19 protein-coding genes are annotated in these 24,014 nt (G+C 27.0%); 15 read left to right on the top strand and 4 right to left on the bottom strand.

Annotated elements, in window-relative coordinates:
• Nucleotides 1-24 precede the first annotated feature (24 nt).
• From uidA to BN8917_RS11150, 10 genes are all read left to right on the top strand, one after another.
• Nucleotides 25-1,827, top strand: a complete 1,803-nt coding sequence (gene uidA / locus BN8917_RS11195; protein ID WP_066874435.1) for a beta-glucuronidase — start codon at nucleotides 25-27, stop codon at nucleotides 1,825-1,827.
• 353 nt (nucleotides 1,828-2,180) lie between these two features.
• A complete protein-coding gene (locus BN8917_RS11190) occupies nucleotides 2,181-2,873 on the top strand; it encodes a GntR family transcriptional regulator (RefSeq protein WP_066874433.1) in 693 nt (230 codons plus the stop codon).
• Nucleotides 2,874-3,034: 161 nt separating this feature from the next.
• Nucleotides 3,035-3,886 carry an SDR family oxidoreductase gene (locus BN8917_RS11185; protein ID WP_066874431.1) on the top strand — a complete coding sequence of 284 codons (852 nt, stop codon included), beginning with the start codon at nucleotides 3,035-3,037 and terminating at the stop codon, nucleotides 3,884-3,886.
• Nucleotides 3,887-3,896: 10 nt separating this feature from the next.
• Nucleotides 3,897-4,505: a bifunctional 4-hydroxy-2-oxoglutarate aldolase/2-dehydro-3-deoxy-phosphogluconate aldolase gene (eda, locus tag BN8917_RS11180; protein ID WP_066874429.1), complete on the top strand. Its 609-nt coding sequence runs from the start codon at nucleotides 3,897-3,899 to the stop codon at nucleotides 4,503-4,505.
• A gap of 14 nt (nucleotides 4,506-4,519) precedes the next feature.
• Nucleotides 4,520-5,569 (top strand): mannonate dehydratase, encoded by a 1,050-nt coding sequence (gene uxuA, locus BN8917_RS11175; protein WP_066874424.1) that lies wholly within the window; start codon nucleotides 4,520-4,522, stop codon nucleotides 5,567-5,569.
• Between the two features lie 26 nt (nucleotides 5,570-5,595).
• On the top strand, nucleotides 5,596-6,999 hold the full coding sequence (gene uxaC, locus BN8917_RS11170) for a glucuronate isomerase (RefSeq protein WP_066874422.1): 1,404 nt from the start codon (nucleotides 5,596-5,598) through the stop codon (nucleotides 6,997-6,999).
• A gap of 3 nt (nucleotides 7,000-7,002) precedes the next feature.
• Nucleotides 7,003-8,403: an MFS transporter gene (locus tag BN8917_RS11165; protein WP_066874421.1), complete on the top strand. Its 1,401-nt coding sequence runs from the start codon at nucleotides 7,003-7,005 to the stop codon at nucleotides 8,401-8,403.
• Between the two features lie 257 nt (nucleotides 8,404-8,660).
• Nucleotides 8,661-10,745, top strand: coding sequence for an ATP-binding protein (locus BN8917_RS11160; protein WP_066874418.1), 2,085 nt, complete (start codon nucleotides 8,661-8,663; stop codon nucleotides 10,743-10,745).
• Nucleotides 10,746-10,749: 4 nt separating this feature from the next.
• Nucleotides 10,750-11,928: a hypothetical protein gene (locus BN8917_RS11155; protein ID WP_084748623.1), complete on the top strand. Its 1,179-nt coding sequence runs from the start codon at nucleotides 10,750-10,752 to the stop codon at nucleotides 11,926-11,928.
• Nucleotides 11,929-12,183: 255 nt separating this feature from the next.
• On the top strand, nucleotides 12,184-13,119 hold the full coding sequence (locus BN8917_RS11150) for a hypothetical protein (RefSeq protein WP_066874417.1): 936 nt from the start codon (nucleotides 12,184-12,186) through the stop codon (nucleotides 13,117-13,119).
• Between the two features lie 33 nt (nucleotides 13,120-13,152).
• Here BN8917_RS11150 and BN8917_RS11145 read toward each other — a convergent pair whose 3' ends face one another.
• A complete protein-coding gene (locus BN8917_RS11145; RefSeq protein ID WP_066874415.1) occupies nucleotides 13,153-13,734 on the bottom strand; it encodes a TetR/AcrR family transcriptional regulator in 582 nt (193 codons plus the stop codon).
• Between the two features lie 151 nt (nucleotides 13,735-13,885).
• Between BN8917_RS11145 and BN8917_RS11140 the strand changes: the two genes are divergently transcribed.
• The 4 genes from BN8917_RS11140 to BN8917_RS11125 all read left to right on the top strand — a co-directional run bounded on the left by BN8917_RS11140 (nucleotide 13,886) and on the right by BN8917_RS11125 (nucleotide 21,212).
• Nucleotides 13,886-15,964, top strand: a complete 2,079-nt coding sequence (locus tag BN8917_RS11140) for an efflux RND transporter permease subunit (protein ID WP_066874413.1) — start codon at nucleotides 13,886-13,888, stop codon at nucleotides 15,962-15,964.
• Entirely contained in the window at nucleotides 15,957-17,831 is a 1,875-nt protein-coding gene (locus tag BN8917_RS11135; protein WP_066874411.1) for a hypothetical protein, read from the top strand. The genes BN8917_RS11140 and BN8917_RS11135 overlap by 8 nt, the downstream gene beginning before the upstream one ends.
• 109 nt (nucleotides 17,832-17,940) lie before the next feature.
• Nucleotides 17,941-19,392: a catalase gene (locus BN8917_RS11130; RefSeq protein WP_066874410.1), complete on the top strand. Its 1,452-nt coding sequence runs from the start codon at nucleotides 17,941-17,943 to the stop codon at nucleotides 19,390-19,392.
• 176 nt (nucleotides 19,393-19,568) lie between these two features.
• On the top strand, nucleotides 19,569-21,212 hold the full coding sequence (locus BN8917_RS11125; protein WP_066874408.1) for a potassium/proton antiporter: 1,644 nt from the start codon (nucleotides 19,569-19,571) through the stop codon (nucleotides 21,210-21,212).
• 65 nt (nucleotides 21,213-21,277) lie between these two features.
• Here BN8917_RS11125 and BN8917_RS14520 read toward each other — a convergent pair whose 3' ends face one another.
• The 3 genes from BN8917_RS14520 to BN8917_RS11115 all read right to left on the bottom strand — a co-directional run bounded on the left by BN8917_RS14520 (nucleotide 21,278) and on the right by BN8917_RS11115 (nucleotide 22,834).
• Nucleotides 21,278-21,454 (bottom strand): glycine zipper domain-containing protein, encoded by a 177-nt coding sequence (locus tag BN8917_RS14520; RefSeq protein ID WP_187117194.1) that lies wholly within the window; start codon nucleotides 21,452-21,454, stop codon nucleotides 21,278-21,280.
• Nucleotides 21,455-21,652: 198 nt separating this feature from the next.
• Complete coding sequence (locus tag BN8917_RS11120) at nucleotides 21,653-22,219, bottom strand: hypothetical protein (protein ID WP_066874406.1); 567 nt, start codon at nucleotides 22,217-22,219, stop codon at nucleotides 21,653-21,655.
• A gap of 210 nt (nucleotides 22,220-22,429) precedes the next feature.
• A complete protein-coding gene (locus BN8917_RS11115) occupies nucleotides 22,430-22,834 on the bottom strand; it encodes a hypothetical protein (protein ID WP_066874404.1) in 405 nt (134 codons plus the stop codon).
• A 164-nt stretch (nucleotides 22,835-22,998) separates the two neighbouring features.
• On the opposite strand from BN8917_RS11115, the gene BN8917_RS14090 reads away from it, so the two are divergent.
• A complete protein-coding gene (locus tag BN8917_RS14090) occupies nucleotides 22,999-23,850 on the top strand; it encodes a L,D-transpeptidase family protein (protein WP_084748621.1) in 852 nt (283 codons plus the stop codon).
• Nucleotides 23,851-24,014: the final 164 nt, after the last annotated feature.

Here is a 24,014-nt window from a genome sequence, read left to right as displayed (position 1 = left end):
AAATAGATTTTAGGGGGAAGTATTATGTTATATCCAATAATGACAGAGTCAAGAAATGTTGTAGATTTAAGCGGAATATGGAAGTTTAAATTAGATAAAGGAAATGGATTTATTGACAAATGGTATGAATCAAAGTTAAAAGAGACAATGGAAATGCCAGTTCCATCATCATATAATGATTTAGCTGAAACTGAAGAAGTAAGAGATCATGTTGGCTGGGTTTGGTATGAAAGAAGTTTTAGTGTTCATAAGAGTTTATTAAATGAGAGAGTAGTTTTAAGATTTGGCTCAGCTACTCATGAAGCAAAAGTATATGTAAATGGTAAGTTTTTAATTGAGCATAAAGGTGGATTTACTCCTTTTGAAGCAGAGATAAATGAATTATTAGTATCAGGAGAAAATAGAGTAACTATTGCTGTAAATAATATAGTTGATGAAACTACTTTACCAGTTGGACTTTTAAAAGAAAATGAGGTTAATGGTAAGAAAATAGTAAAGAATCTTGTTAATTTTGATTTCTTTAATTATGCAGGAATTCATAGACCAGTTAAAATTTATACAACACCAAAAACTTATGTAGATGATGTAATAATTGTAAGTGATTTTGAAGGTGAAAATGGGTATGTAGATTATGAAGTAAAAGTAGTAGGAGATGCTGATGTTAATGTATCAGTAATTGATGAAGAGGATAATGTTGTAGCAACAGCTAAAGGAGAAAAAGGAAAGCTTACTATAAATGATGTTAAATTATGGGAGCCTATGAATGCATATCTATATAAATTAAAAATAGATTTAATTAAAGATGATGCTTTAGTTGATACTTATACAGAAGAGTTTGGAGTAAGAACAGTAGAAGTTAAAGATGGTAAGTTCTTAATTAATAATAAACCTTTCTATTTCAAGGGATTCGGAAAGCATGAGGATTCATACATTAACGGAAGAGGTATGAATGAAGCTGTTAATGTAAAAGACTTTAGTTTAATGAAATGGATTGGTGCAAATTCATTTAGAACATCACATTATCCATATTCAGAAGAAATAATGAGACTTGCAGATAGAGAAGGTATAGTTATAATAGACGAAACTCCTGCAGTTGGCTTACATTTAAACTTTATGGCTACAGGTGGCCTATTTGGAGGTGGAGTAAAAAGAGATACTTGGAGAGAAATTGGTACAAAACAAGCTCATGAGCAAGTTTTAAGAGAATTAGTTGCAAGAGATAAAAATCATCCATCAGTAGTAATGTGGTCAGTTGCTAATGAACCAGATTCAGATGCAGAAGGAGCAAAAGAATACTTTGAGCCATTAATAAAGTTAACAAAGGAATTAGATCTTCAAAAAAGACCTGTTACAGTTGTAACTTATTTAATGTCTACTCCAGATAGATGTAAAGTTGGAGATATTGTTGATGTATTATGTCTTAATAGATATTATGGATGGTATGTTGCAGGTGGAGATTTAGAAGAAGCTAAAAGAATGCTTGCAGATGAATTAAGAGGCTGGGAACAAAGATGTCCTAATAAACCTATAATGTTTACAGAGTATGGAGCAGATACTGTTGCTGGAATGCATGATACTGTACCTGTTATGTTTACTGAAGAATATCAAATTGAATATTATAAGGCAAACCATGAAGTTGTAGATAAGTGTAAAAACTTTGTGGGGGAACAAGTATGGAATTTTGCTGATTTTGCTACAAGTCAAGGTATTATAAGAGTTCAAGGTAATAAGAAAGGTATATTTACAAGAGATAGAAAGCCTAAGATGATAGCTCATTCTTTACGTGAAAGATGGACTAATATACCTGAGTTTGGATATAAGAAATAAGTTAGTATAATTTAAATATTAAAATAAGTGATTTTAGATATTACTAGTCAGATTGCAGTAGAGAAAATGGGTATTTTTATTGATAAAATACCCATTTTATTAATATATGTAAAAAATATTTATTATTAAGAATAAACTGTCGAATTTAATCTATAAAGAATATAGATATATAAACGATTATTAATTATGTTTAATAGATTTTATAAATAAATATTACATAATAAACTATTAATGTAATAAAAAGTATAATTTATTAGGAGTTTATATTTTTTTTATGGTATAATAGTAAATTATACTAGAATACTAAAGTGGTATATTATATAATTATAGATTGTTTGTAGGAGGTGATTTAGGTGATACTTTATGAAAAGATGGATAAGGAAACAGGTAAGGATTATGTGTATAGGGTATTAAAGGATAATATTATGTGCTTAGAGCTAAAACCAGGAGAATTGTTAAGTGAATCTGATTTAGCTAAAAAATTACAAGTTTCAAGAACTCCTATAAGAGAGGTTCTTATAAAGCTTAAAGGTGAAAAGCTAATTGAAGTTAAGCCCCAAGCTGGTACATATGTATCATTAATAGATTGGAAAATAATAAAAGAAGCTATTTTTATGAGATATAATTTAGAAAGAGAAGCATTAAAAGAGGCTTGTGATAGTTTTTCAGAAGAAGCTTTAATGGATATGGAGAAGTGCATATTTGCCCAAAAGCTTATCGCTAATAAAGCTAATAATGTATTAGAGTTTCATAATTTAGATAAGGAATTTCATGAATTGCTTTTTAAAGGTATTGAAAAAAATAATATTTGGGAAGCTATTTGTAATATAAGTACTCATTATAATAGAATGAGATTATTAGCAGAAATGAACTTAAAGAAAGAATTTATAGTAGATCAACATGAAACGTATTTACATATAATAAAAGACAAAAGAAAAGATATTATTGATGAGGTAGTATCTAAGCACATAAAATCTCCAGTTGAAAAATGGGATAAATTAATAGAAGAAAATAGCGATGTTGCTAGTTATATAATAAATAAATAAATAATAGATTACAGAACACTTGAAGTCACTAATTTATAAGGTGATTTTAAGTGTTCTTTATTTATTAATAAATTTTATGAAAATGTATACAAAAAAACTATTGTAATTCTTATATTAATATGCTAGTATACAAGTATAGCAGTAACAAGGGGGAAGATAATATGAAATTACCATTTAATATTGATTTAAAAGATAAGGTTTGTGTTGTAACAGGTGGGACAGGAATTCTTTGTGGAGCTATGGCTGATGCACTAGCGGAGTGTGGAGCAAAGGTTGCAATTTTAGCACTAGGTCAAGAAGCTTGTGATAATAAAGCAAAAATGATAAATGAAAAAGGTGGACAAGCAATAGGAATTGATTCTAATGTTTTAGATAAAGAAAGTTTAAAGAAAGCTCATGAAATTATACTTGAGAAATTTGGTCCAGTAGATATTTTAATAAATGGAGCTGGAGGGAATCATCCAAAAGGAACTACTACTAAAGAATATTTAGATCCAGAAGATTTAGAAAATGAAGAATTAACAACATTCTTTGATTTAGATCCGAAAGGAGTAGAATTTGTATTTAATCTAAACTTCTTAGGAACATTACTTCCATCACAAGAGTTTAGTAAAGATATGATTGGTAGAGAGGGTACAACAATAATAAACATATCATCAATGAATGCATTTACACCTCTTACAAAAATACCAGCATATTCAGGTGCAAAAGCAGCAGTAAGTAATTTTACTCAATGGCTTGCAGTTCATATGTCAAAAGTTGGAGTTAGAGTGAATGCAATAGCACCAGGATTTTTCGTAACAGATCAAAATAGAAAATTATTATTTAATGAAGATGGAACACCAACTCCAAGAACAGAAAAGATTCTTAATAGTACACCTATGAAGAGATTTGGTGAAGCTGATGAATTAATAGGAACATTATTATATCTAGTATCTGAAGAAGCATCAGGATTTGTAAATGGAGTAGTTATTCCAGTAGATGGAGCATTTTCAGCTTATTCAGGAGTATAGGGGGATAAAAATGATTTTAAATGAATTAAAGGCAAATGGAATTGTAGCAGTAATTAGAGGAAAAAATCATGAAGAAGCTAGAGGCTATATGGAAGCTTGTCTAAGAGGTGGAGTTAAATCATTAGAGCTTACTTATACAATTCCAAATGTAGTTGAACTTATAAGAGAGTATAGTTCAAATGAAGAAGCTTTAATTGGAGTTGGAAGCGTTTTAAATGGAAAAATGGCTTCTGATGCTATTGAAGCAGGTGCAAAATATGTTGTAAGCCCAGGTTATAGTGAAGAAGTAAATACAGTGTGTAAGGCTATGAATACTTTATATTTACCAGGTTGTATGACTGTTGCAGAAATAATGAGAGCTATGGATGCTGGAAATAAAATGATTAAGTTATTCCCAGGAGATTTATTTGGAGCTAAATTTGTAAAATCTATAAAAGCACCTATTCCACATGTTGAAGTAATGCCAACAGGTGGAGTATCGGTAGATAATGTTGAAGAATGGTTTGAAAATGGAGTAGCTTGCGTTGGAGTTGGAAGCTCACTAATTAAGGGTTCACTTCAAGATATAGAAAATACAGCAAAAGAATTTGTTAGTAAAATTGAAAAGATTAAAAGATAAGAGGTAAAAATATTATGAAGATGACGTTTAGGTGGTATGGGCAAGATGACCCAGTAAAAATTGAGTATATAAAACAAATTCCAGGAATGAAAGGTATAGTAACAGCTATTTATGATATTCCAGTTGGAGAAGTATGGCCATTAGAAAGAATTTTAGAGTTAAAGAAAGAAATTGAAAGTCATGGATTAGAATTATCAGTAATTGAAAGTGTACCAGTTCATGAAGATATAAAACTTGGCTTACCTACAAGAGATAAGTATATAGATAATTATATACAAACTATTAGAAATTTAGCTGAGGCTGGAATAGATACAATTTGTTATAATTTTATGCCAGTATTTGATTGGACAAGATCTGATTTAAATTATGAATTAGAAGATGGTTCAACATGCTTAATATATGATGAAGAACAAGTTAAAAAGATGGATCCTGCTTTAGGTGAATTAGAATTACCAGGTTGGGACACTTCATACGGTGAAGGTGGACTTAAGGCTTTATTAGAAAAATATAAGGATATAGATGAAGAAACTTTATGGAATAACCTAAATTACTTTATTCAAAGAATTATGAAAGTAGCTGATGAGGTTAGAATGAAAATGGCTATACATCCGGATGATCCACCTTGGGGAATATTTGGACTTCCAAGAATAATAACTAACTTTGAGAATTTAAAGAGATTTATAGATTTATATGATAGTCCATATCATGGAGTAACTTTATGTACAGGTTCTTTAGGATGTACAAAAGTTAATGATATTGTAGATATGGTCAATTATTTTGGTAAAGAAAGAAATCGAATACATTTTGCACATCTTAGAAATGTAAAAATTACAGGGGATAGTAGTTTTAATGAAGTGGCTCATTTATCAGAAGCAGGTTCTTTAGATTTTTATGAAATAGTAAAGGCATATTGTGATTATAATTTTGATGGTCCATATAGACCAGATCACGGCAGAATGATTTGGGGAGAAACAGGAAGACCAGGTTATGGATTATATGATAGAGCTTTAGGAGCAGTTTATATAAATGGGTTAGTAGAGGCAATTAATAAAGGAAAAAAATAAGAAATAAGACATAAGGGGATTTAAAGATGAAGAAATTTATGGATAAAGACTTTTTACTAGAAACAGAGGTAGCAAAGGTTTTATATCATAATTATGCTTCAAAGGTGCCAGTGTTTGATTATCACTGTCACCTAGTTCCAATGGAAATAGCTACAGATCATAAGTTTGAAAATATTACTGAAATGTGGCTATACCATGACCACTATAAGTGGAGAGCTATGAGAAGTTATGGTATAGATGAAAAATATATAACTGGCGATGCTAGTGATTATGAAAAATTTTATCAATTTGCAAAGATGATGCCATATTTAATTGGAAATCCAATTTATCATTGGTCACATTTAGAGCTTAAAAGATTCTTTGGTGTAGAAGAAATTTTAAGTGAAAAAACAGCAGATATGATATGGGAAAAATGTAATAAGGTAATAAAAGAAGATAATTTAACAGCAAGAAAACTTATTGAAATGGCTAATGTAGTATACATTGGAACTACTGATGATCCTATAGATGATTTAAGATTTCATAAGCAAATAAAAGATGATGAAAGCTTTAAATGTGAGGTTGCACCATCTTTTAGACCAGAAAAAGCTATGAAAATTAAAAATGAAGGTTTTGTAGAATATATAAAATTATTATCTAAGGTTAGTAATTTAGAAATCAAATCTTTTTCAGATTTAGAAAAAGCATTAGAGAGTAGATTAGACTATTTCTATGAAAATGGATGTATGATTACAGACCATAGTTTAGAAAGAGTAAAGTTTAATACGGCATCTTATGAAGACGTTAACAATATATTTGTTAAAGCATTAAATGGTGAAGAGATTAGTGAAGAAGATGCATCAATATATTCTACAATGATATTAATTTCTTTAGGAAAAATGTATTCAAAGAGGAATATGGTAATGCAACTTCATATAGGGGCTTTAAGAAATAATAATAGTAGAATGTTTAATAGAGTTGGAGCAGATGCAGGTTTTGATAGTATAGATGATGGTGAAATAGCATATTCACTTTCAAGAATACTTGATGCTTTAGATATAGAAGATAAGCTACCTAAGACAATTATCTATTGTTTAAATCCTAAAGATAATGAAGTGATTGGTACTATGATTGGAAATTTCCAAGGCGGAAATATTGCGGGAAAAATACAATTTGGATCAGGCTGGTGGTTTAATGACCAAAAGGATGGAATGGAAAGACAGATGATGGCATTATCTCAACTTGGTCTTATTAGCCAATTTGTAGGAATGGTAACTGATTCAAGAAGCTTTTTATCTTATACAAGACATGAGTATTTTAGAAGGATATTATGTAATTACTTTGGACAGTTAGTCGAAAGTGGTCAATATCCATATGATGAGAATATATTAGGTGAGATTATAGAGAATATTTGTTATAAAAATTCTGAAAAGTATTTTGAGAGGGGTTAACTTATGGATATCTTAAATATTATTGATAGAAAAGAAAGTAAAACTAAAGAGTTTAACATGGGAGATAAAATAGGATATGCTTTAGGGGATTTAGGATGTGGAGCATTCTTCTTATTTGTTAGTAGTTATTTAATGTTATTTTATACTGATGTATTAGGAATAAGTGCAGCAGCAGTAGGTACTTTATTTATAGTAGCAAGAGTATGGGATGCTGTAAATGATCCTATTATGGGGGTTATTGTTGATAAAAATACTCATACAGAGCATGGTAAATTTAGACCTTATATAGTTAAATATGGGATACCTATGACAATAGTTGGAGTTTTAACATTTACAGCTATTCCAGGACTTCCAGATAATATGAAATTACCATATGCTTATGTAACATACATTGCTTTTGGTATGTTATATACAGCAGTTAACATACCATATGGATCATTAGCTTCAGTTATGACATCAGATTCAAATGAAAGAACAGCACTTTCAACATTTAGAAATTTAGGCACTATTTTTGCAAACTTATTAGTAATGTTACTTGTTCCTAAAATAATATTTACAAATGAACAAGTAACTGCAGCAGGATTTATTAAATGTGCGATAATATTTGCAATAATATCTTCTATAAGTTATATGTTAACGTTTAGATTAACAACAGAAAGAGTTGTTCATAAATCAAATAATACTAATGGTAAAAAAGCTGGGATGCTTTCTACATTAAAGACATTAGCAAAAAATAGGGCTTTTGTAGGAATAACATTAGCATCATTTACTATGATTGCAGCAATGTTTATAGGAAGTTCATTAAATGCATATTTATTTAAAGAATATTTCAATAATGCAAAGCTTGTTTCATTAGCAGGTTTAGCTACAATAATACCTATGTTTTTAGTAATACCTTTTGTTGGTAAAATAGTATCAGTATTTGGGAAAAAAGAAGCAGCAGCTGGTGGAACAGCATTTTCAATGATAATTTACTTTATACTATTTATATCACCAATAAAGAATCCTTATGTATATATCGGATTAACTATGTTAGCTGGACTTGGAACAGGTCTTGTAAATACATTAATCTGGGCTTTAGTTGGAGATGCTATTGACTATCAAGAATATTTAAGTGGAGAAAGAAATGAAGGAACAGTTTATTCTTCTTACTCATTATGTAGAAAATTAGCTCAAGCTATTTCAGGTGGAGTTGGAGGATTTGCTCTATCATTCTTAGGATATCAATCAGGAGCTGCTGTTCAAGCAGAATCAGTTGGCGTTGGAATTAAAAATATAATTTGTGGAGCAAACTTTATTGGATTAGCACTTACATTTTTAGCATTCCTTTTTGTATATAATCTTTCTAAAAAGAGACTTACAGAAGTAAATGAAGAATTAGCAAAAGCTAGAGTAGCTGTTTAATAAAATACAATAATATTAATTTAAAAATAAGTTAAGCGTATTATCAAACAATAGATTTGATAATGCGCTTTTTTATGAGTTGATATTATAATCTATGTAAATAAAATTATTAATATTAAAAGCAGAGTAAATAATTTAGTCTATTTATATAATAAATACTATAAAAAGTTTGAATGTAGAAATAAGAGATATTATGGATTAATATGGTGTTATATTAAAATAAAATTATATAATTCAAAAGTGATGGGGGAAGAAAAATGGAACTTATATATATGTATTTAGATAAATGTAATTCATTAAATAATATGAATATAAATTTTGGAGGAAAGTACAAGTTAAATTACTTAAAAGACGAAAAAATACTTAATATTAGTAAAGATGAGAAGTATATAGAAGATTTCTTTAATGTTACAGAGGAGAATAATATTATTAATGTTACTGGAATTATAGGAGAAAATGGTTCAGGTAAAAGTACTATTTTAGAGAATATAGGAGGAATTATATTTAATAATAGAATTTTGAAAGCTAAAGATAAAGATATTTTTTCTCATGAAATAATTTTAGCTTTTATTATAGATGGTGAGTTAATGATCTTTTGTCATAATAGTTTTATTAAAGATGTAAATGATGTTATATATTCTGATGATTTAAAAGTTAAAGTTATTATATACGGAGGAAGTAATAATAATATAGTTAGTAATGAAGAATATGATTTTGTTAGAGAGAGTGATTTAATAAAAAAATTTAATTGTATTTATTTTTCTAATATTTATGATAATAAATTTCCTAAAATAATAACAGATAAATATAGAAATTATTATGATATATCAATAAATGGAATGCTTGAAGTAACAGGAAAGAAAGAAACTACTCTATATGGTATGGATACACCAAGAAAAAGAAATGAAGATGAAGCTATAGCTAATAATAAATATGGAATAAATATTTTTAAAGCATTAAAGTTAAAACAAATATCAGATCAAATACAATTAGTATTGAATAATAAAATACATGATGAAGATATAATTTTACCACAAATAATAAATTTATCTTGTGAGTTTATACATGGACAACCTAATGAATATACTTATTTAAGATTCTATAATGATAACTTGGAGAAAAGTAAAACAGAAGAAAAAATATATAAATTACTTGATAGCTTAAGTAATAAGGATAGTGATTATGATATTAATTTATCTAAGAAGATTTTTTTAATTGCAATTTTAGATAATTATTTTGTAGAGATGCAAAGGCCAATAGAGAATTTTAAGGAATTCAAAAAATATAAAAACTTTGTTACAGATAAATATGATTTAAAAGAGCTATTGGAGTATTATTTTAAGGTATGGGAAGAGTATATTAATTTATCTAAAAAAGAAACAGAAGATGTTAATAGAATAATAGATAGATATAGATATGTACATAAAAAATATATTAGTTTAATAGATAGAATAATAAAAATTATAGAAGATAGTAAAAATAAAAAAAATATAAAAGGAGGTATGTTTTGTAAGAAAAATAGAATTGGGGTGAGTACATTTTATGAAAAGTATACGACGATAGATATAAATATAAAAGAGAATAGTGAAATATTATTAGAAATTATAGATATTTTAAAAAATCTTAATACAGATCAAAATATATTGAGCTTTAGATGGAGGAATATATCATCAGGCGAATATGCTATGATGGAAATATACTCAAGGATATATAATGTTATAGTAAAAAATATATCAGAACAAGAAACAATTATTTTACTTATTGATGAGGGAGAAATATATCTTCATCCAGAATGGCAGAGAGTATATTTATATAAACTTTTTAAATTTTTAAATAAGGAATTAAAACAATATAAAATACAAATAGTTTTTACATCAAATACTCCTTTAATTATAACTGATATTCCGCGTAATAATTTAATTATGTTAGAAAAAAATATAAGTAAGGAAATAAGTAGAAGTTTATTAAGTTCAGATATTAGTCAAACGTTTGCTTCTAATATTAATAGTTTACTGACTAGATCATTTTTTATGAAATCTACAATTGGAGAATTTTCTAAATTTAAAATTAATAATGTATTAGAATTTTTAATGAAAGAAGATTATAAGGGAGATATAGATAGAAATAAAGCATTAATTATTATAAATTCTATAGGAGAACCAATAATAAGAAAAAAGTTACTTGAATTATATAAAAAGAAATATAAAGAAGATGTTTTAATTGGTATTGAGAGAGAAATAGAGATGTTAATAGAGGATAAAGGAAATAAAGATAAATTAGAAAAAGCTAGAGGAAAATTAATTAATATGCTGAATGAAATAGAAAGTGAATTAGAGGAGTAAAAAGATGATAAAAATAGATACTTCTAAAATAAGTGAGTGGGATGATATAAAACAAAAACATATAAACTTTATTCAAAAGGTAATAGATGATAATAGGGAGTTAATGAATGAGTTGCCTAATAAGGTTAGAGAATATATAGAGAAGAATAAGAGAAATATTTTTATTGGAGAAAGACAGGTAATGCTTAAATCTGCTAATGAATTAAGGAGTATTATATTTGGTAATATAAATGAACTTGAGTTAAATATATTAGATAAATTTTATTATAGTGAAAAAAGAAAAAAAGATAATATAATTAATGAAATAAAGAATACTTTTACGGATTCAAAATATGATGAAGTAAAAAAAAGATTTATTAATAACATAAATGAAGTATATGAAGAACATAAAGATATTAAACAAGAAAAGCGAAAAGAATTTATAAATAATTATTACAGTAATTATATGGAGGGATTAGATACTAATAAATTATTAAATGAATTATTTAAATATGATAAGTTAAGTACAGGTACAAATAAGTGGGATAGACATCAATTACTTAGTAGTATGGGAATAGGTGTTTGTCCCTACTGCAATAGAAATTACATAAGTAATTATAAAGAGAATAATAAAAATAAGACTACTGCAGATTTAGATCATTTTTATCCTAAGAGTATTTATCCTATTTTAGCATTATCATTATATAATTTTATTCCTAGTTGTCAAATATGTAATTCAAGATTTAAATTAAACGTAGATGTTTATTTAACAGAACATATTTATCCTTATGAGGAAAGCTTTGATGGCTATGAATATAAATTTAGAACATATCCTAATGAGATGGATATAGGGTATTTAAAAGGAGAGAGTAATAAATTTGATTTAAAGATAGAGTCTAGCAATGTAGGAAGGGATAATAAAAAGGTTGAAAATTCAAAAAGTACATTTAGATTAGAAGAATTATATAATAATCATAAAGATTATGTTCAAGAAATAATAAAAAAAGTTAATTTGTATAATGATGATAGAATTAATACTATAAGAAATGAATTTGAATCTTTATTTGATTCTAAAAAAGAAGTATTTCAATTAATTTTTTCAAATTATATAGAAGAGGATGATTTACTTAAAAAGCCATTATCTAAATTAACCAAAGATATATGTAATGAATTTGGAATTAATATAGAAAATATAGAAGAGTAAGAATGTATGATTAAATTTTAAATAATAAGTATTAAAAAGAACTAGATATGTTAATTAATATATGTAGTTCTTTATTTTTTTATATTTTTAAGTAGTTATTTCTTATAAAATTAAAGTTTATAAATATAAGAATTTAAATTAATAAGTTAGGGCAAATTATTTATGTGTATTGAATTTAATTTTAAATTTTAATTATTTAAAATAGCAAAAATTATAGAGCGTAAAGTTATATCAACTTTGAAAGGAGAGAGTATTATGAATATATATCAAGAAATATGGAATTGTGATATGAGAAATACAGGTGTAAAGCCTTTAATTAAGGGAATTAGTGAGGATAGGAAAGATAAGACAAAAGGTTTTGTAGTAGTAGATTTAGAGCTAGAACCACAAAAGGTAAAGGGTACAGATAAAGTTGAGATTAAAGTTTTTAAGGGGAATTATATACCTGAAATAGAAAGTAATAAAAATCCTAATGGATATGAATTATTTAAAACTATATTAGATAATTATAATGCAAATCCACCTGTATCAGATGAAGATACTATAAAAGCAATAGATAATTTATTAAATTATGTAATTGATACTGAAGTTATGGAGATTACAAAGCAATATCTTGATAAAAGAGCAGGTGAATCTTGTACTAGAGAAGATTGGTGGAAGATATTAGAGAATATATGGTTTAAGAATTTTAATAATAAAACAGATTGTTCAGGTTTTGAAAATATATTTATAGGAGAACAAGGAGCAGGTAAAAATTTAGGAGGACATCATTTTTGGTATCACTATGTTATAAATGATGGACCATTTGATAGATATAGTGTAGGAGATACTGTATATTCACTAAAAGACATAGAAGTACAAAGAACAGAAAGTTCAAATTTAGCTGAAGTTATAAAAATAAATTATAAATATGATTCAAAAGACTGCGAAAATCCAAATGATTTAGAATTAAATAAAAACTTTGGAGCATTCTTTGTTGGAACAAGTGTAGAAGGCTTAATGGCTATTATAACAACTGCTGTAATAGATACTGTAATTAATGGAGTTGAAGATATGAATCCAGTTTTAAATAATAAAACATATGGATTAAAGACTATAATTTTTAGTGATAGTAAACCAGATACTGATAATTTATTAGAACATTTAAAGACTATTCACTTAAAAACTTGCTATCCTATACTTCAGGAATAAATATAAAAAGAGTACCTAAAATGGTACTCTTTTTTAAATATCATCTTCTAGTATGGATATACCTTGAAGAACCATTTTTTCTACCATCATAGCCATTTTATATGGTGATTCTTTCATATCATCTTTAACCCATCTTATAAATATACCTATACAACCTGATATAACAAAAGAGTAGTAGTATTCAAGTAATTTTTCATCTTTTATATTATAAATAGTCCCCCAATCTCTTATACATTTCTTCTTTACAAGTGATTTTAATTTTTTAGTAAATCTAACATCTTCTTTTTCACCTAGCAGTATAGAACACATAGCACTATTATTATATAAAAATTCAAATGCAGATAGAAATATAGGTAATGGTTCGTCCTTTAAATCAACTAGACTATATTTATTTAGTGCAGTATCAAATTCTTGGAACATCTGATCTTCAATATCTGAAAGTAAATCATATATATCTTTGTAGTGTAGATAAAAAGTTCCCCTATTTAGATTTGATAATTCACAGATTTCTTTTATAGATATATCACTAAAATCTTTTTTCATCATTAGAGTAATTAAAGAATCTTTAAGTAAATTTTTTGTGCGAGTAGTGCAACGTTCATAATTTTTTTTCATTTTTACCTCCAAATTTAAACAGATATATTAAGCTGTGTTTATTTTTGAACATATGTAGGATTAATTGGTTATTGATTACATTTATTGTAATTATTATAATAAACTCAAGTTGATAATTCAACACGTGTTGAGTGAAAGGAGGAGAAATAAAATGGAGAAAATAGTAGATGGGATTCTTAAATATAAAAAAACAATCCTTATAAGTTTTTTACTGTTAGCATTTATAAGTATATTTACATCAGCTATGGTTAAGGTAAATTATAATATGATGGATTATCTACCAGAAGAGGCTCCATCAACTAAAGCTTTGGATGTTATGGGGGAGGAGTATGATAAGGATCCACCTAATATAAGGCTTTTATTAGAAGATGTATCAGTAGTTAAGGCTTTAGAATATAAAGAGAAAATTAAAGATATTGATGGAATTACTGACATTCAGTGGTTAGATGATGTGATAAATATTAAAGAGCCAATAGAACTTGCAGATAAAGAAACTGTTGATTCTTGGTATAAGAATAAAGATGCTTTAATTAATATAACTGTTGATGTAGAAAAACAAGATAAGGCTATTGATGAGATTAAGAACATAGTAAAAGATAAGGGGAGATTATCAGGGGATGCTGTAAATACTAGTTTTGCAGAGCAATCAACAGGAACAGAGTTAAGTAAAATTATGATTATTGTAATACCGATTATATTAGCTATTTTACTTTTAACTACATCATCTTGGTTTGAACCAGTATTATTTCTATTTACTATTGGGATAGCAATTGTAATTAATTCAGGTACAAATATATTTTTTGGAGAGATTTCATTTGTTACAAAGGCAGCAGGAAGTATATTACAGTTGGCAGTTTCTATGGATTATTCTATTTTCTTACTTCATAGATTTTCGGAATTTAGAAATGAAGGCTTAGATGTAAAAGAAGCTATGAAACAAGCTGTACTAAAATCTGTATCTTCTATTTTATCTAGTGGAATGACAACAGTAGTTGGATTTGCTGCATTAATTGTTATGAGATTTAGAATAGGGCCAGATATGGGAGTAGTAATGGTTAAGGCTATATGCTTTAGTCTTATAAGTGTTTTAGTATTATTACCAGTGTTAGCTTTATATTCTTATAAATTAATAGACAAAACTCATCATAAAAACTTTATACCAGGTTTTACAAAGTTTGCAAAGCTATCATATAAAATAAGAAGGCCAATACTAATAATATTTGTAATTTTATTAGTGCCATGTTATTTAGCACAAGGTAGTAATAATTTTAATTATGGTTCTTCAAAGATTTTTGCTGATGATTCTACAACAGTAGGTGCAGATACAATAGTAGTTGAAAAGAAGTTTGGAAAATCAAATCCATTTGTATTAATGGTTCCTAAAGGTGATTTAGTTAAAGAAGAAAAGTTAAATAATGAGTTGTTAGAAGATGGGAAAATAACTTCGGTATTATCATATGTAGATGCAGTGGGAATAGAAATACCTACTGGTTATGTACCAGAGGGGACTTTATCACAATTAATTTCTGATAATTATAGTAGGTTTGTAATTATGGCAGATGTTGATGCAGAAGGGGAAGAAACATTTAAATTAGTTGAAGAGATAAGAAATATTGCAAAGAAGTATTATGGTGATGAGTATCATTTTACTGGTGGAAGTGTAAATGCTCTTGATATGAAGGATACTGTAACACAAGATAATTATTTAGTTAATGCAATTTCAATAATTGCGATTATAATAATCCTTTTAATAACATTTAAATCTATATCATTACCTATAATTCTTGTAATGGTTATAGAATTTTCAATTTGGTCTAACTTAAGTTTTAGTTATTTTTCAGGAAATAATCTATTTTATATAGCCTATCTTATTATAGGTTCTATACAACTTGGAGCAACTATTGATTATGCAATTTTATTTACAAATAGATATTTAGAAGTTAGAGAAGCTATGAATAAAAAAGATGCTATAGAGTCTACCATTTCAACAACAGCAGTATCTATTTTGACATCTGGATCTATTCTTGCAGTATCAGGAATAATACTAGGTCAAATATCTACCAATGGTGTTATAGCTCAACTTGGAACTCTTATAGGAAGAGGGGCAATTTTATCATTAATTTTAGTATTATTTGTTTTACCTGCGCTCTTAGTTACTTTTGATAATTTTATATTAAAGACTACTAAAAATATTAATGTAAAAAAAGGGGATGTTAGTGTACATGAATAAAACATTAAAAACAATTTTACCTATTTCTATGTCTATTACAGTTTTACTTTCAAGTTCTATAATCTCAAATGCAGCAGAAGTTAATAAATATAATAAAGATGAAAATGTATATATAAATTTACAAGATAATGGAGAGGTCAAAAATATTTATGTAGTTAATGAGTTTGAGACAGGCTCAGCAATGAATATAACTGATTATGGAAAGTATTCATCTATAAAAAATTTAAGTACAGGTGAAAAAATAAAAGTTGATGGGAAAAAACTTAGTTTTAAAAGTGATAAAAAGGGGAAATTTTATTATCAAGGAGATTTAGAAAGTAAGCAAATCCCTTGGAATATTAAATTTACTTATTACTTAAATGGAGAAAAGGTAGAACCAGATTCTCTTTTAGGTAAGAATGGTAAATTAAAAATAGAAGCATCAATCAAGGATAATAAAGATGTTGATGATAAGTTTTTTGATAATTATATTTTACAGATGGTAATAACTTTTGATAGTGAAAAATGCAAAAATATTAAGTCAGAAGGTGCAATGACTGCAAATGTAGGTAGTAATAAGCAATTAACTTATAATATTTTAGCAGGAAGTGAAAAGGAGTTTAGTGTAGAAACTGATATAACTAATTTTGAATTAGACCCTATAACAATTAATGCAGTTCCTATGAAAATGTCTATTGATGGTATAGATACTTCAGAAATAGGAGATAAGCTTAGTGAATTAACTGATGGTATAGATAAAATTAGTAATGGTTCTTCTGGATTATTTAATGGAAGTGGAGATTTATTAAAAGGAAGTAAAGCTCTGTTAGATGGGAGTGGTACTTTAAAAAGTGGAGCTGAAAAATTACAAGAGGGTTCAAAAACATTAAGAGGAGCTATGAAAACATTAAATGAAGCATCAGATAAATTAAATGGTGGTTCTAAGGAAATGTTAAAAGCTTTAGGTACAGTAAATTCAGGTCTTGATAATTTGGATACTTTAATTACTAGTATTAATACTTTAGCTTCTGGTAGCAGTGATTATGCTAGTGCTATGGATAATTTAGTGAAATCTACAGCTCAAATGGATCAAAGCATAAAAGGAGGATTAAGTAATTTTGGTGGAACTTTAAGTTCTATAACAGGGAACGGAAGTTATATAGAAGCTTATAATTTAGCGAAGAATAGTTTAGAGGGAGAAAATGCAGCACTTGCTAATGCTTACATCAGTTTATTTGATAGTATAAATGGTGCTACAAGTGCGTATTCTTCAAATATTACTTCTGAAAATAGTCAAATAAATCAGGCACTTAATTCACAATATAGTGCTATACAAGGATTAAGTAGTACTTATAGTCAAAAGATTAATCCAGCTATTTCACAATTCTCAGGATTTTTAAGTAGTTTATCGGAATTAAAAAATGGACTAGATTTAATAAGTAAAAATTATAGTACTTTAGATAAGAGTGTTGAAAATTATACAAGTGCTTATGGAAGTATACTCAATGGATATGAAGATGTATATAAAGGAATTAGTGAACTTTCACAAGGTGTTGTAACTATAAATAATGGAGCAAATATTTTATATAATGGAACATCAGCATTAAATGATGGGGCAGCTAAATTAAAGAATGGAACAGATGAAATGAAAAATAGAACTAGTGGAATGGATGGAGAAGTAGAGGAAACAGTAAATAATACATTAGATAAATTTAAAAATGAAGATTTTAAGGCAGATTCATTTGTAGCTAAAGAAAATGGAGAAATAAATGAGGTACAATTTGTTATGAAAACTAAGGGAATAACTAAAAAAGAAGAAAAGAAAGTAGAGAAGAAGCAAGAAGAAAAAGTAGGCTTCTTTGATAAGATAAAAAACTTATTTAAATAAAAGGAATATAAGATATTATTTTTAGGCTTATTATAAATACTTTTTAAAGAATATATAGCTTTTAATTTTTATAATATTATAATAAATAATATTATTATAGGAGCTTTCAATGAATAGAGAGGAAGAATGTAAAAATAGATACATGACTACAAATGAGGGAGAACCAATATATAATGATACTGATGTTTTAACAGTTGGAGAGGATGGACCGATTTTATTAAAGGATCAGCAATTTATAGATAAAATAGCTCATATAACAAGAGAAAGAATACCACCTAGAGTAGTACATGCAAAAGGTTCAGGTGCCTTTGGATATTTTAAATTATACAATAATATGGAGAAGTATACTAAAGCAGATGTTTTTACTAATCTTAAGGAGACTACACCTATAGCAGTTAGATTTTCTCTTGTTACAGGAGAGGTAGGTTCTCCAGAGACATCAAGAGATGGAAGAGGATTTGCAATTAAATTTTATACACGAGAAGGTAATTATGATATTGTTGGTTTAGATTTTCCTGTATTTTTTATTAAAGATGCAATAAGATTTCCTGATATGGTTCATGCATTTAAAAACTATCCAGCTAATAATCTTGCTGATATAAATACATTTTGGGATTTTATTGCTCAGCAACCAGAGGCAATGCATGTAATTTTACATCTTTTTAGTGATAGAGGGACTAGAAAAAGCTATATTAAGATGCCGGGTTTTGGGATTAACACATATCAATGGGTTAATAAAGCAGGTAATAAATATTATATAAAGTATCATTGGTATCCACTTGCTGGTGATGAAACTATTAGTGCTAAAGAAGCGACAAGGCTCGCAGGAGAAAATCCAGATGTTGCAACTAGAGAACTATATGGTACTTTAGATAAAGGAGAAGAGGTTCATTATGATTTATATGTTCAAATAATGGATCCATTAATGGCAAATGTACTTCCTTATAATCCATTAGATCCAACAAAGATGTGGTCAGAAGAAGATTTTCCGTTAGAACTTGTTGGGAGATTAACTTTAACTGATTCTCCAAAGAATTTTTTCTCACAAGTAGAGCAATTAGCATTTAGTCCAGCTAATTTAGTACCAGGAATAGAAGTATCTAATGATAAATTATTACAAGGTAGATTGTTTGCATATCATGATGCTCAAAGATATAGAATAGGAACTAATTTTCAGCAATTAGATATAAATAAACCAATAAGAAAAGTTATAAATAATGAAAGAGATGGACAAATGCAAACTGAATTACTAGAAGGACTTGCATATAGTCCTAATATACTTCAAGATAATCAACCAAGAGTTCATCCAGATAGATTTCCTAAGACAAAAGAATATGTTAGAGGTTATGAAGTTAGAAAATCTATAAATACTAATGGGGAAGATGATTTTGTACAAGCAGGTAGATTCTTTAACTCTCTTCCTTGTGAAGAAAGACAAACTATAATTGAAAACTTATCAGATAGTCTTTCAACTGTTGATAGAAGAGTATCTTCTGTTATTTTAAAATACCTAGATAATGTAGATGAAACTTTAGGAAGAGAAGTAAGAGCAAGAATATAAATATATTTAATAAAACTATATAAGTTTTTTCTTATATAGTTTTATTTTTATATATAAATAAAAAATATAAATAAAAAATTAAATTTTTAAATTCTCGAATCTAAAATTAAAAAATTACTTATAATAAAAGTATATAAAATATATATTTTCTGTATTAAAAAGAAAGGGGGAATTTTTTGATAAAGTTAATGATTATTTGTGCACTAGTATTATTAGTGTGTATAACTTCTAGTAAAATATTATATAAGTTTGGTGTGCCTATACTCTTGATTTTTATGATACTTGGAATGCTATCAGGTTCTGATGGGGTTGTTGGTATATATTTTGATGATTATGAATTAGCAAGGCAGTTATGTTCTACTGGTCTAATTTTTATAATGTTTTATGGAGGTTTCGGTACTAACTGGAAGATGGCAAAACCAGCAGCAGTACCATCAGTATTACTTTCAACTTTAGGGGTTGTTATAACAGCAGGCTTAACTGGTCTATTTTGCTTTATGGTGTTTAAGACTACTTTACTTGAAGGATTACTTATAGGTTCAATAGTTGCATCTACTGATGCTGCATCAGTTTTTGCTATATTACGTTCTCAAAAATTAAATTTAAAAGGTTCAATTGCTTCAATATTAGAAATTGAGAGTGGAAGTAATGACCCTTGTGCATATATGTTAACTGTAATAATACTAGGATTAATAGGAAGCCAAGGATATGATACTATAATTCCTATGTTATTAAGTCAGGTAATAGTGGGAATTGTATCAGCTGTTTTATTAGCTAAAGGTACAATTTATTTATTAAGGCGTGTGAATTTTGAGATAGAAGGATTTTATCCAATATTTATTACTGCAATAGCTGTATTATCATATGCTTTAAGTGAATCCTTAGGGGGAAATGGTTATTTAAGTGTTTATATTGCAGGAATTATTATAGGAAATAGTAAAATACCACATAAGAAAAGTATATTTCAATTCTTTGATGGTATTTCATGGATAATGCAGATAATGTTATTTTTCTTATTAGGATTATTAGCATTTCCATCAAGAATACCTTTAGTTATGGGAAAAGGTGTTATCATATCTATATTTATGATTTTTATAGCTAGACCAATAGCAATCTTTAGTATATTAACTTGGTTTAAGGTACCTGTAAAACAGCAGATTTTTATATCATGGGTAGGTCTTAGAGGTGCTGCATCAATAGTTTTTGCAATATATGCAGTGACTTATGGAGTTCCTATACAAAATGATGTATTTCATATAATATTCTTTGTAGCATTATTTTCTGTTGCAGTACAGGGTACACTTATACCTAAGATAGCTAAAAAGCTAGACTTAATAGATGATAAATCATCAGTATTAAAGACATTTAATGATTATGAAGAAGAAAATAGTACAAAGCTTATGGAAGTAACAGTTGATAAGGGCAGTAGTATGGCTAATAAAACTATAATGGATGCTAATATACCCGAAGATATTCTTATAGTAATGATAAAGCGTAAGGGTGATGTATTGGTTCCAAATGGATCTACTGTTATACTTGCTGGAGATAGACTTGTTGTTACAGGAAATAATTTTGATAAACTTAATCAATATAAAGAAGAAAAGAGTACAAAACTTATGGAGTTTACTGTAGATAAAGAAAGTCCATTAGTAAATAAATCTCTAACGGATCTTGATATACTAAATGGAGTTCTTATAGTAATGATAAAACGTCAAAATAATGTAATAATTCCAAATGGATCAACTATTTTACTACCGGAGGATATATTGGTTGTAACTGGTAATGACTTTGGAGAATTGGATAATTTGATTATGGCTTAAGTTTAAATATATATCTTTATTTAGAAAGGCTGTGCATATACAGCCTTTTTTTATTGCACCAATAGTTATTCTTTAGTATCAGTATTATTTTTTTTACTTATACTGGTATCAATTAATAGGCCAATTAAAAGCCCTAGACTTATCCCTAAAGCAATATTATCAAATATTATACCAAAGCTTACTCCAAAACACATTCCTAGAGCAAGATAAGTACCTTGAGTATCATTTTTAGTACTTCCCATAAATTTCACCCCTAATTTAGTAATATTTATTCTTATATTATAGTTATTTAATTTAATGATTTTTTAAGCTATTTATTTTATAGTTATAGTAATTTAAAATATATCTTAATTAAATTAATACGATTAGATAAGGTTAAAAAGTGAATAGGTATACTTGTCCGGTTACTACAAAATGCATATTTTAGACTGCTTGTTTGTTTAAAGTATTTGCTTATTATTTATATCATAGTATTTAATATCAACTTTCATTTCCTTTTTTTCAGAATCAGGTAATTCTTCTTTAATGATAGTTAATGATGGTTTTTCTAATTCTAACTTTTTTGAATATTTATATTTATTATTAATAATTATTTCTACATAAGAGACATTTTCACCATTAGATATTACAGCATATCCATAGTTACTATTTTTTAAATCTTGTTGATTTTTATAGCTTATTCTATAGGTAGAGGCTCCAAGATTAATATTATCTGTATCTGCTATCGCTGCTTCATTCATAATATAATTTCCTAATTTATTTTTTTCATAAACGGCGACTCCATTAGAAGTATCAGTAGAAAATCCAACTATTTTCGTGTTCTCAATAGATATAGTATCAATTAATGATAGCTTGTCTTTATTTATTGTATTAAGTAAATTTGATTTTCCTAAAGAATTCAATATCTGAGTTTGATTATTACCATAAGTATCATTATTTGAATAATTTATATAAAAAAATAATGATAAAATGAGACAGCTAAGCCCTAGTATTCTTTTCATATGCATATCTACACATCCTTTAAAATGAATAAAATTATAATACTGTAATTATTTGTTATATTATTATACATAATTATATTTTTAATTTCTAGTAAAATTAAAAAACTCTCGGAAACTAATATAAGTTTTCGGGAGTTTTTTAAAATGCCAATATCTATAAAGTTATAAATAAGATTACAACATATTTTAGTTAAAATTTTGTACTGTGTATTTAAGCTAACCTTCAAGGCATAATATTTCAGAGAATGCTTCAAATCTCATAGCGTTAGCAATAATACTTAATAAATAGGCATTGGCGATTTTAACATATGGAGATAAGCAGAAATGTTCTTCAGTGCAGTTGTTACTGAGGGCTCTTGCTTTTAATCTTTGATTTGCTACTGACCATAATATTATATAGCCTATTAATACTAGTAATTGCCCAAAGAGTGTAACAGCTGCTGGAGATTGACAACTTTCTTCGCCTTCTAAGATTTCCATTATTTCAATATCAGCTCCACGGAAAAATTGAGTATAACCTATTGAAATAAGAAAAGAGCCAAGTTTTTCTTGTTCAGCTATGCTTAAATCCAATTGTTCGATAAATTCTTCAACTTGTTCTTCAAATTCTTTCCTTTTCATTAGTACCTCGATAATAGAACTCTACAATATAATATGATTAATAAAAATATTTGTACATAAACATTTTTATATATAAAGAATTTTATTTCTATAAATCTTATAAAGTACATATAAGATTTAAATTCATAAAATATATCTAAAGAATAAAGTAAGGGAAGATAATGATGAGTTTGCTAAAAAGATTCTTTAGAATAGGGAAGGATATAATATATAAATATGCACTTAGTGATTTGAACTTAATGTCTGAAAAATCTTTAACATCAAATATAGTTGAGACAATACCAACAGATTCTAAGTTTGAAGTTATAGATGAAGAGGAAGAGTGGATTAAGGCTATATATAAAGGAAAAATTGGATATATAGATAAAAAATTTGTTTCAAGAAGTAAATATGCATGGAGTAATTTAAATCTTAGACAAGATAAAAATACAGTTTCTAAGGTAATAGATGTAATTCCTAAGAAATCTAGAGTTGAGGTTTTAGAAGTTGAGGGAGATTGGAGCAAGGTAATATATGATGATAAAAAGGGTTATGTTTTTAATTATTTTTTATCTGATGATGGAAATGACCCAGGAAAGCTGGATTATAGCAATTTCTATACTGATATAAATAAATTTATTTTTAATAATAATATAAAAAGTCCTACTGATTATTTGATGATTACAGATTTAAAAAATAAATATACTTATGTTTTTAAGAAAAATAAGGGTAAATTTATTCAATTATATAAGTGGAGATGCACTGTTGGGAAGCCATCAACTCCAACTATAAAAGGAACATTTTATATAAATGGAAGAAAACCATCCTTTGGGACAAATCTATATATGGCTAAATATGCTACAAGAATTAAAGGAGGTTATTATTATCATTCTATATTATATAATTCAACTGGAAAGTATGTAATAGATTCAAGACTAGGACAAGCTTTAAGTCATGGATGTGTAAGATTACAAACAGTTAATGCAAAATGGGTATATGAAAATATACCAGATAAAACAACTGTAATAATTTATTAAAAGGAAGAGAGTTTATGATTTTACAATTGAAGAAGAAAATTTTAATTTAGAAATATATTTTAGGGAATTTAGTAAAAAAGAAAAGAATTTAGTATTTATTAAATGGGAATATAGCATTATATTTGGAAAAATGCAAATAATACTAGTTATAAGTGGAAGTATAT

Origin of the sequence: Clostridium mediterraneense, from assembly GCF_900091705.1 — a bacterium.
In the GTDB taxonomy this organism is placed as follows: domain Bacteria; phylum Bacillota; class Clostridia; order Clostridiales; family Clostridiaceae; genus Sarcina; species Sarcina mediterraneense.
Note: the sequence above shows the minus strand (reverse complement) of the source record. Positions and strands in the feature narration are given on the sequence as shown.

Coding starts and splice junctions, on each gene's coding strand:
- uidA (WP_066874435.1), top strand. CDS start 25: ATGTTATATCCAATAATGACAGAGTCAAGAAATGTTGTAGATTTAAGC.
- BN8917_RS11185 (WP_066874431.1), top strand. CDS start 3,035: ATGAAATTACCATTTAATATTGATTTAAAAGATAAGGTTTGTGTTGTA.
- eda (WP_066874429.1), top strand. CDS start 3,897: ATGATTTTAAATGAATTAAAGGCAAATGGAATTGTAGCAGTAATTAGA.
- uxuA (WP_066874424.1), top strand. CDS start 4,520: ATGAAGATGACGTTTAGGTGGTATGGGCAAGATGACCCAGTAAAAATT.
- uxaC (WP_066874422.1), top strand. CDS start 5,596: ATGAAGAAATTTATGGATAAAGACTTTTTACTAGAAACAGAGGTAGCA.
- BN8917_RS11165 (WP_066874421.1), top strand. CDS start 7,003: ATGGATATCTTAAATATTATTGATAGAAAAGAAAGTAAAACTAAAGAG.
- BN8917_RS11160 (WP_066874418.1), top strand. CDS start 8,661: ATGGAACTTATATATATGTATTTAGATAAATGTAATTCATTAAATAAT.
- BN8917_RS11155 (WP_084748623.1), top strand. CDS start 10,750: ATGATAAAAATAGATACTTCTAAAATAAGTGAGTGGGATGATATAAAA.
- BN8917_RS11150 (WP_066874417.1), top strand. CDS start 12,184: ATGAATATATATCAAGAAATATGGAATTGTGATATGAGAAATACAGGT.
- BN8917_RS11145 (WP_066874415.1), bottom strand. CDS start 13,734: ATGAAAAAAAATTATGAACGTTGCACTACTCGCACAAAAAATTTACTT.
- BN8917_RS11140 (WP_066874413.1), top strand. CDS start 13,886: ATGGAGAAAATAGTAGATGGGATTCTTAAATATAAAAAAACAATCCTT.
- BN8917_RS11135 (WP_066874411.1), top strand. CDS start 15,957: ATGAATAAAACATTAAAAACAATTTTACCTATTTCTATGTCTATTACA.
- BN8917_RS11130 (WP_066874410.1), top strand. CDS start 17,941: ATGAATAGAGAGGAAGAATGTAAAAATAGATACATGACTACAAATGAG.
- BN8917_RS14520 (WP_187117194.1), bottom strand. CDS start 21,454: ATGGGAAGTACTAAAAATGATACTCAAGGTACTTATCTTGCTCTAGGA.
- BN8917_RS11120 (WP_066874406.1), bottom strand. CDS start 22,219: ATGCATATGAAAAGAATACTAGGGCTTAGCTGTCTCATTTTATCATTA.
- BN8917_RS11115 (WP_066874404.1), bottom strand. CDS start 22,834: ATGAAAAGGAAAGAATTTGAAGAACAAGTTGAAGAATTTATCGAACAA.
- BN8917_RS14090 (WP_084748621.1), top strand. CDS start 22,999: ATGAGTTTGCTAAAAAGATTCTTTAGAATAGGGAAGGATATAATATAT.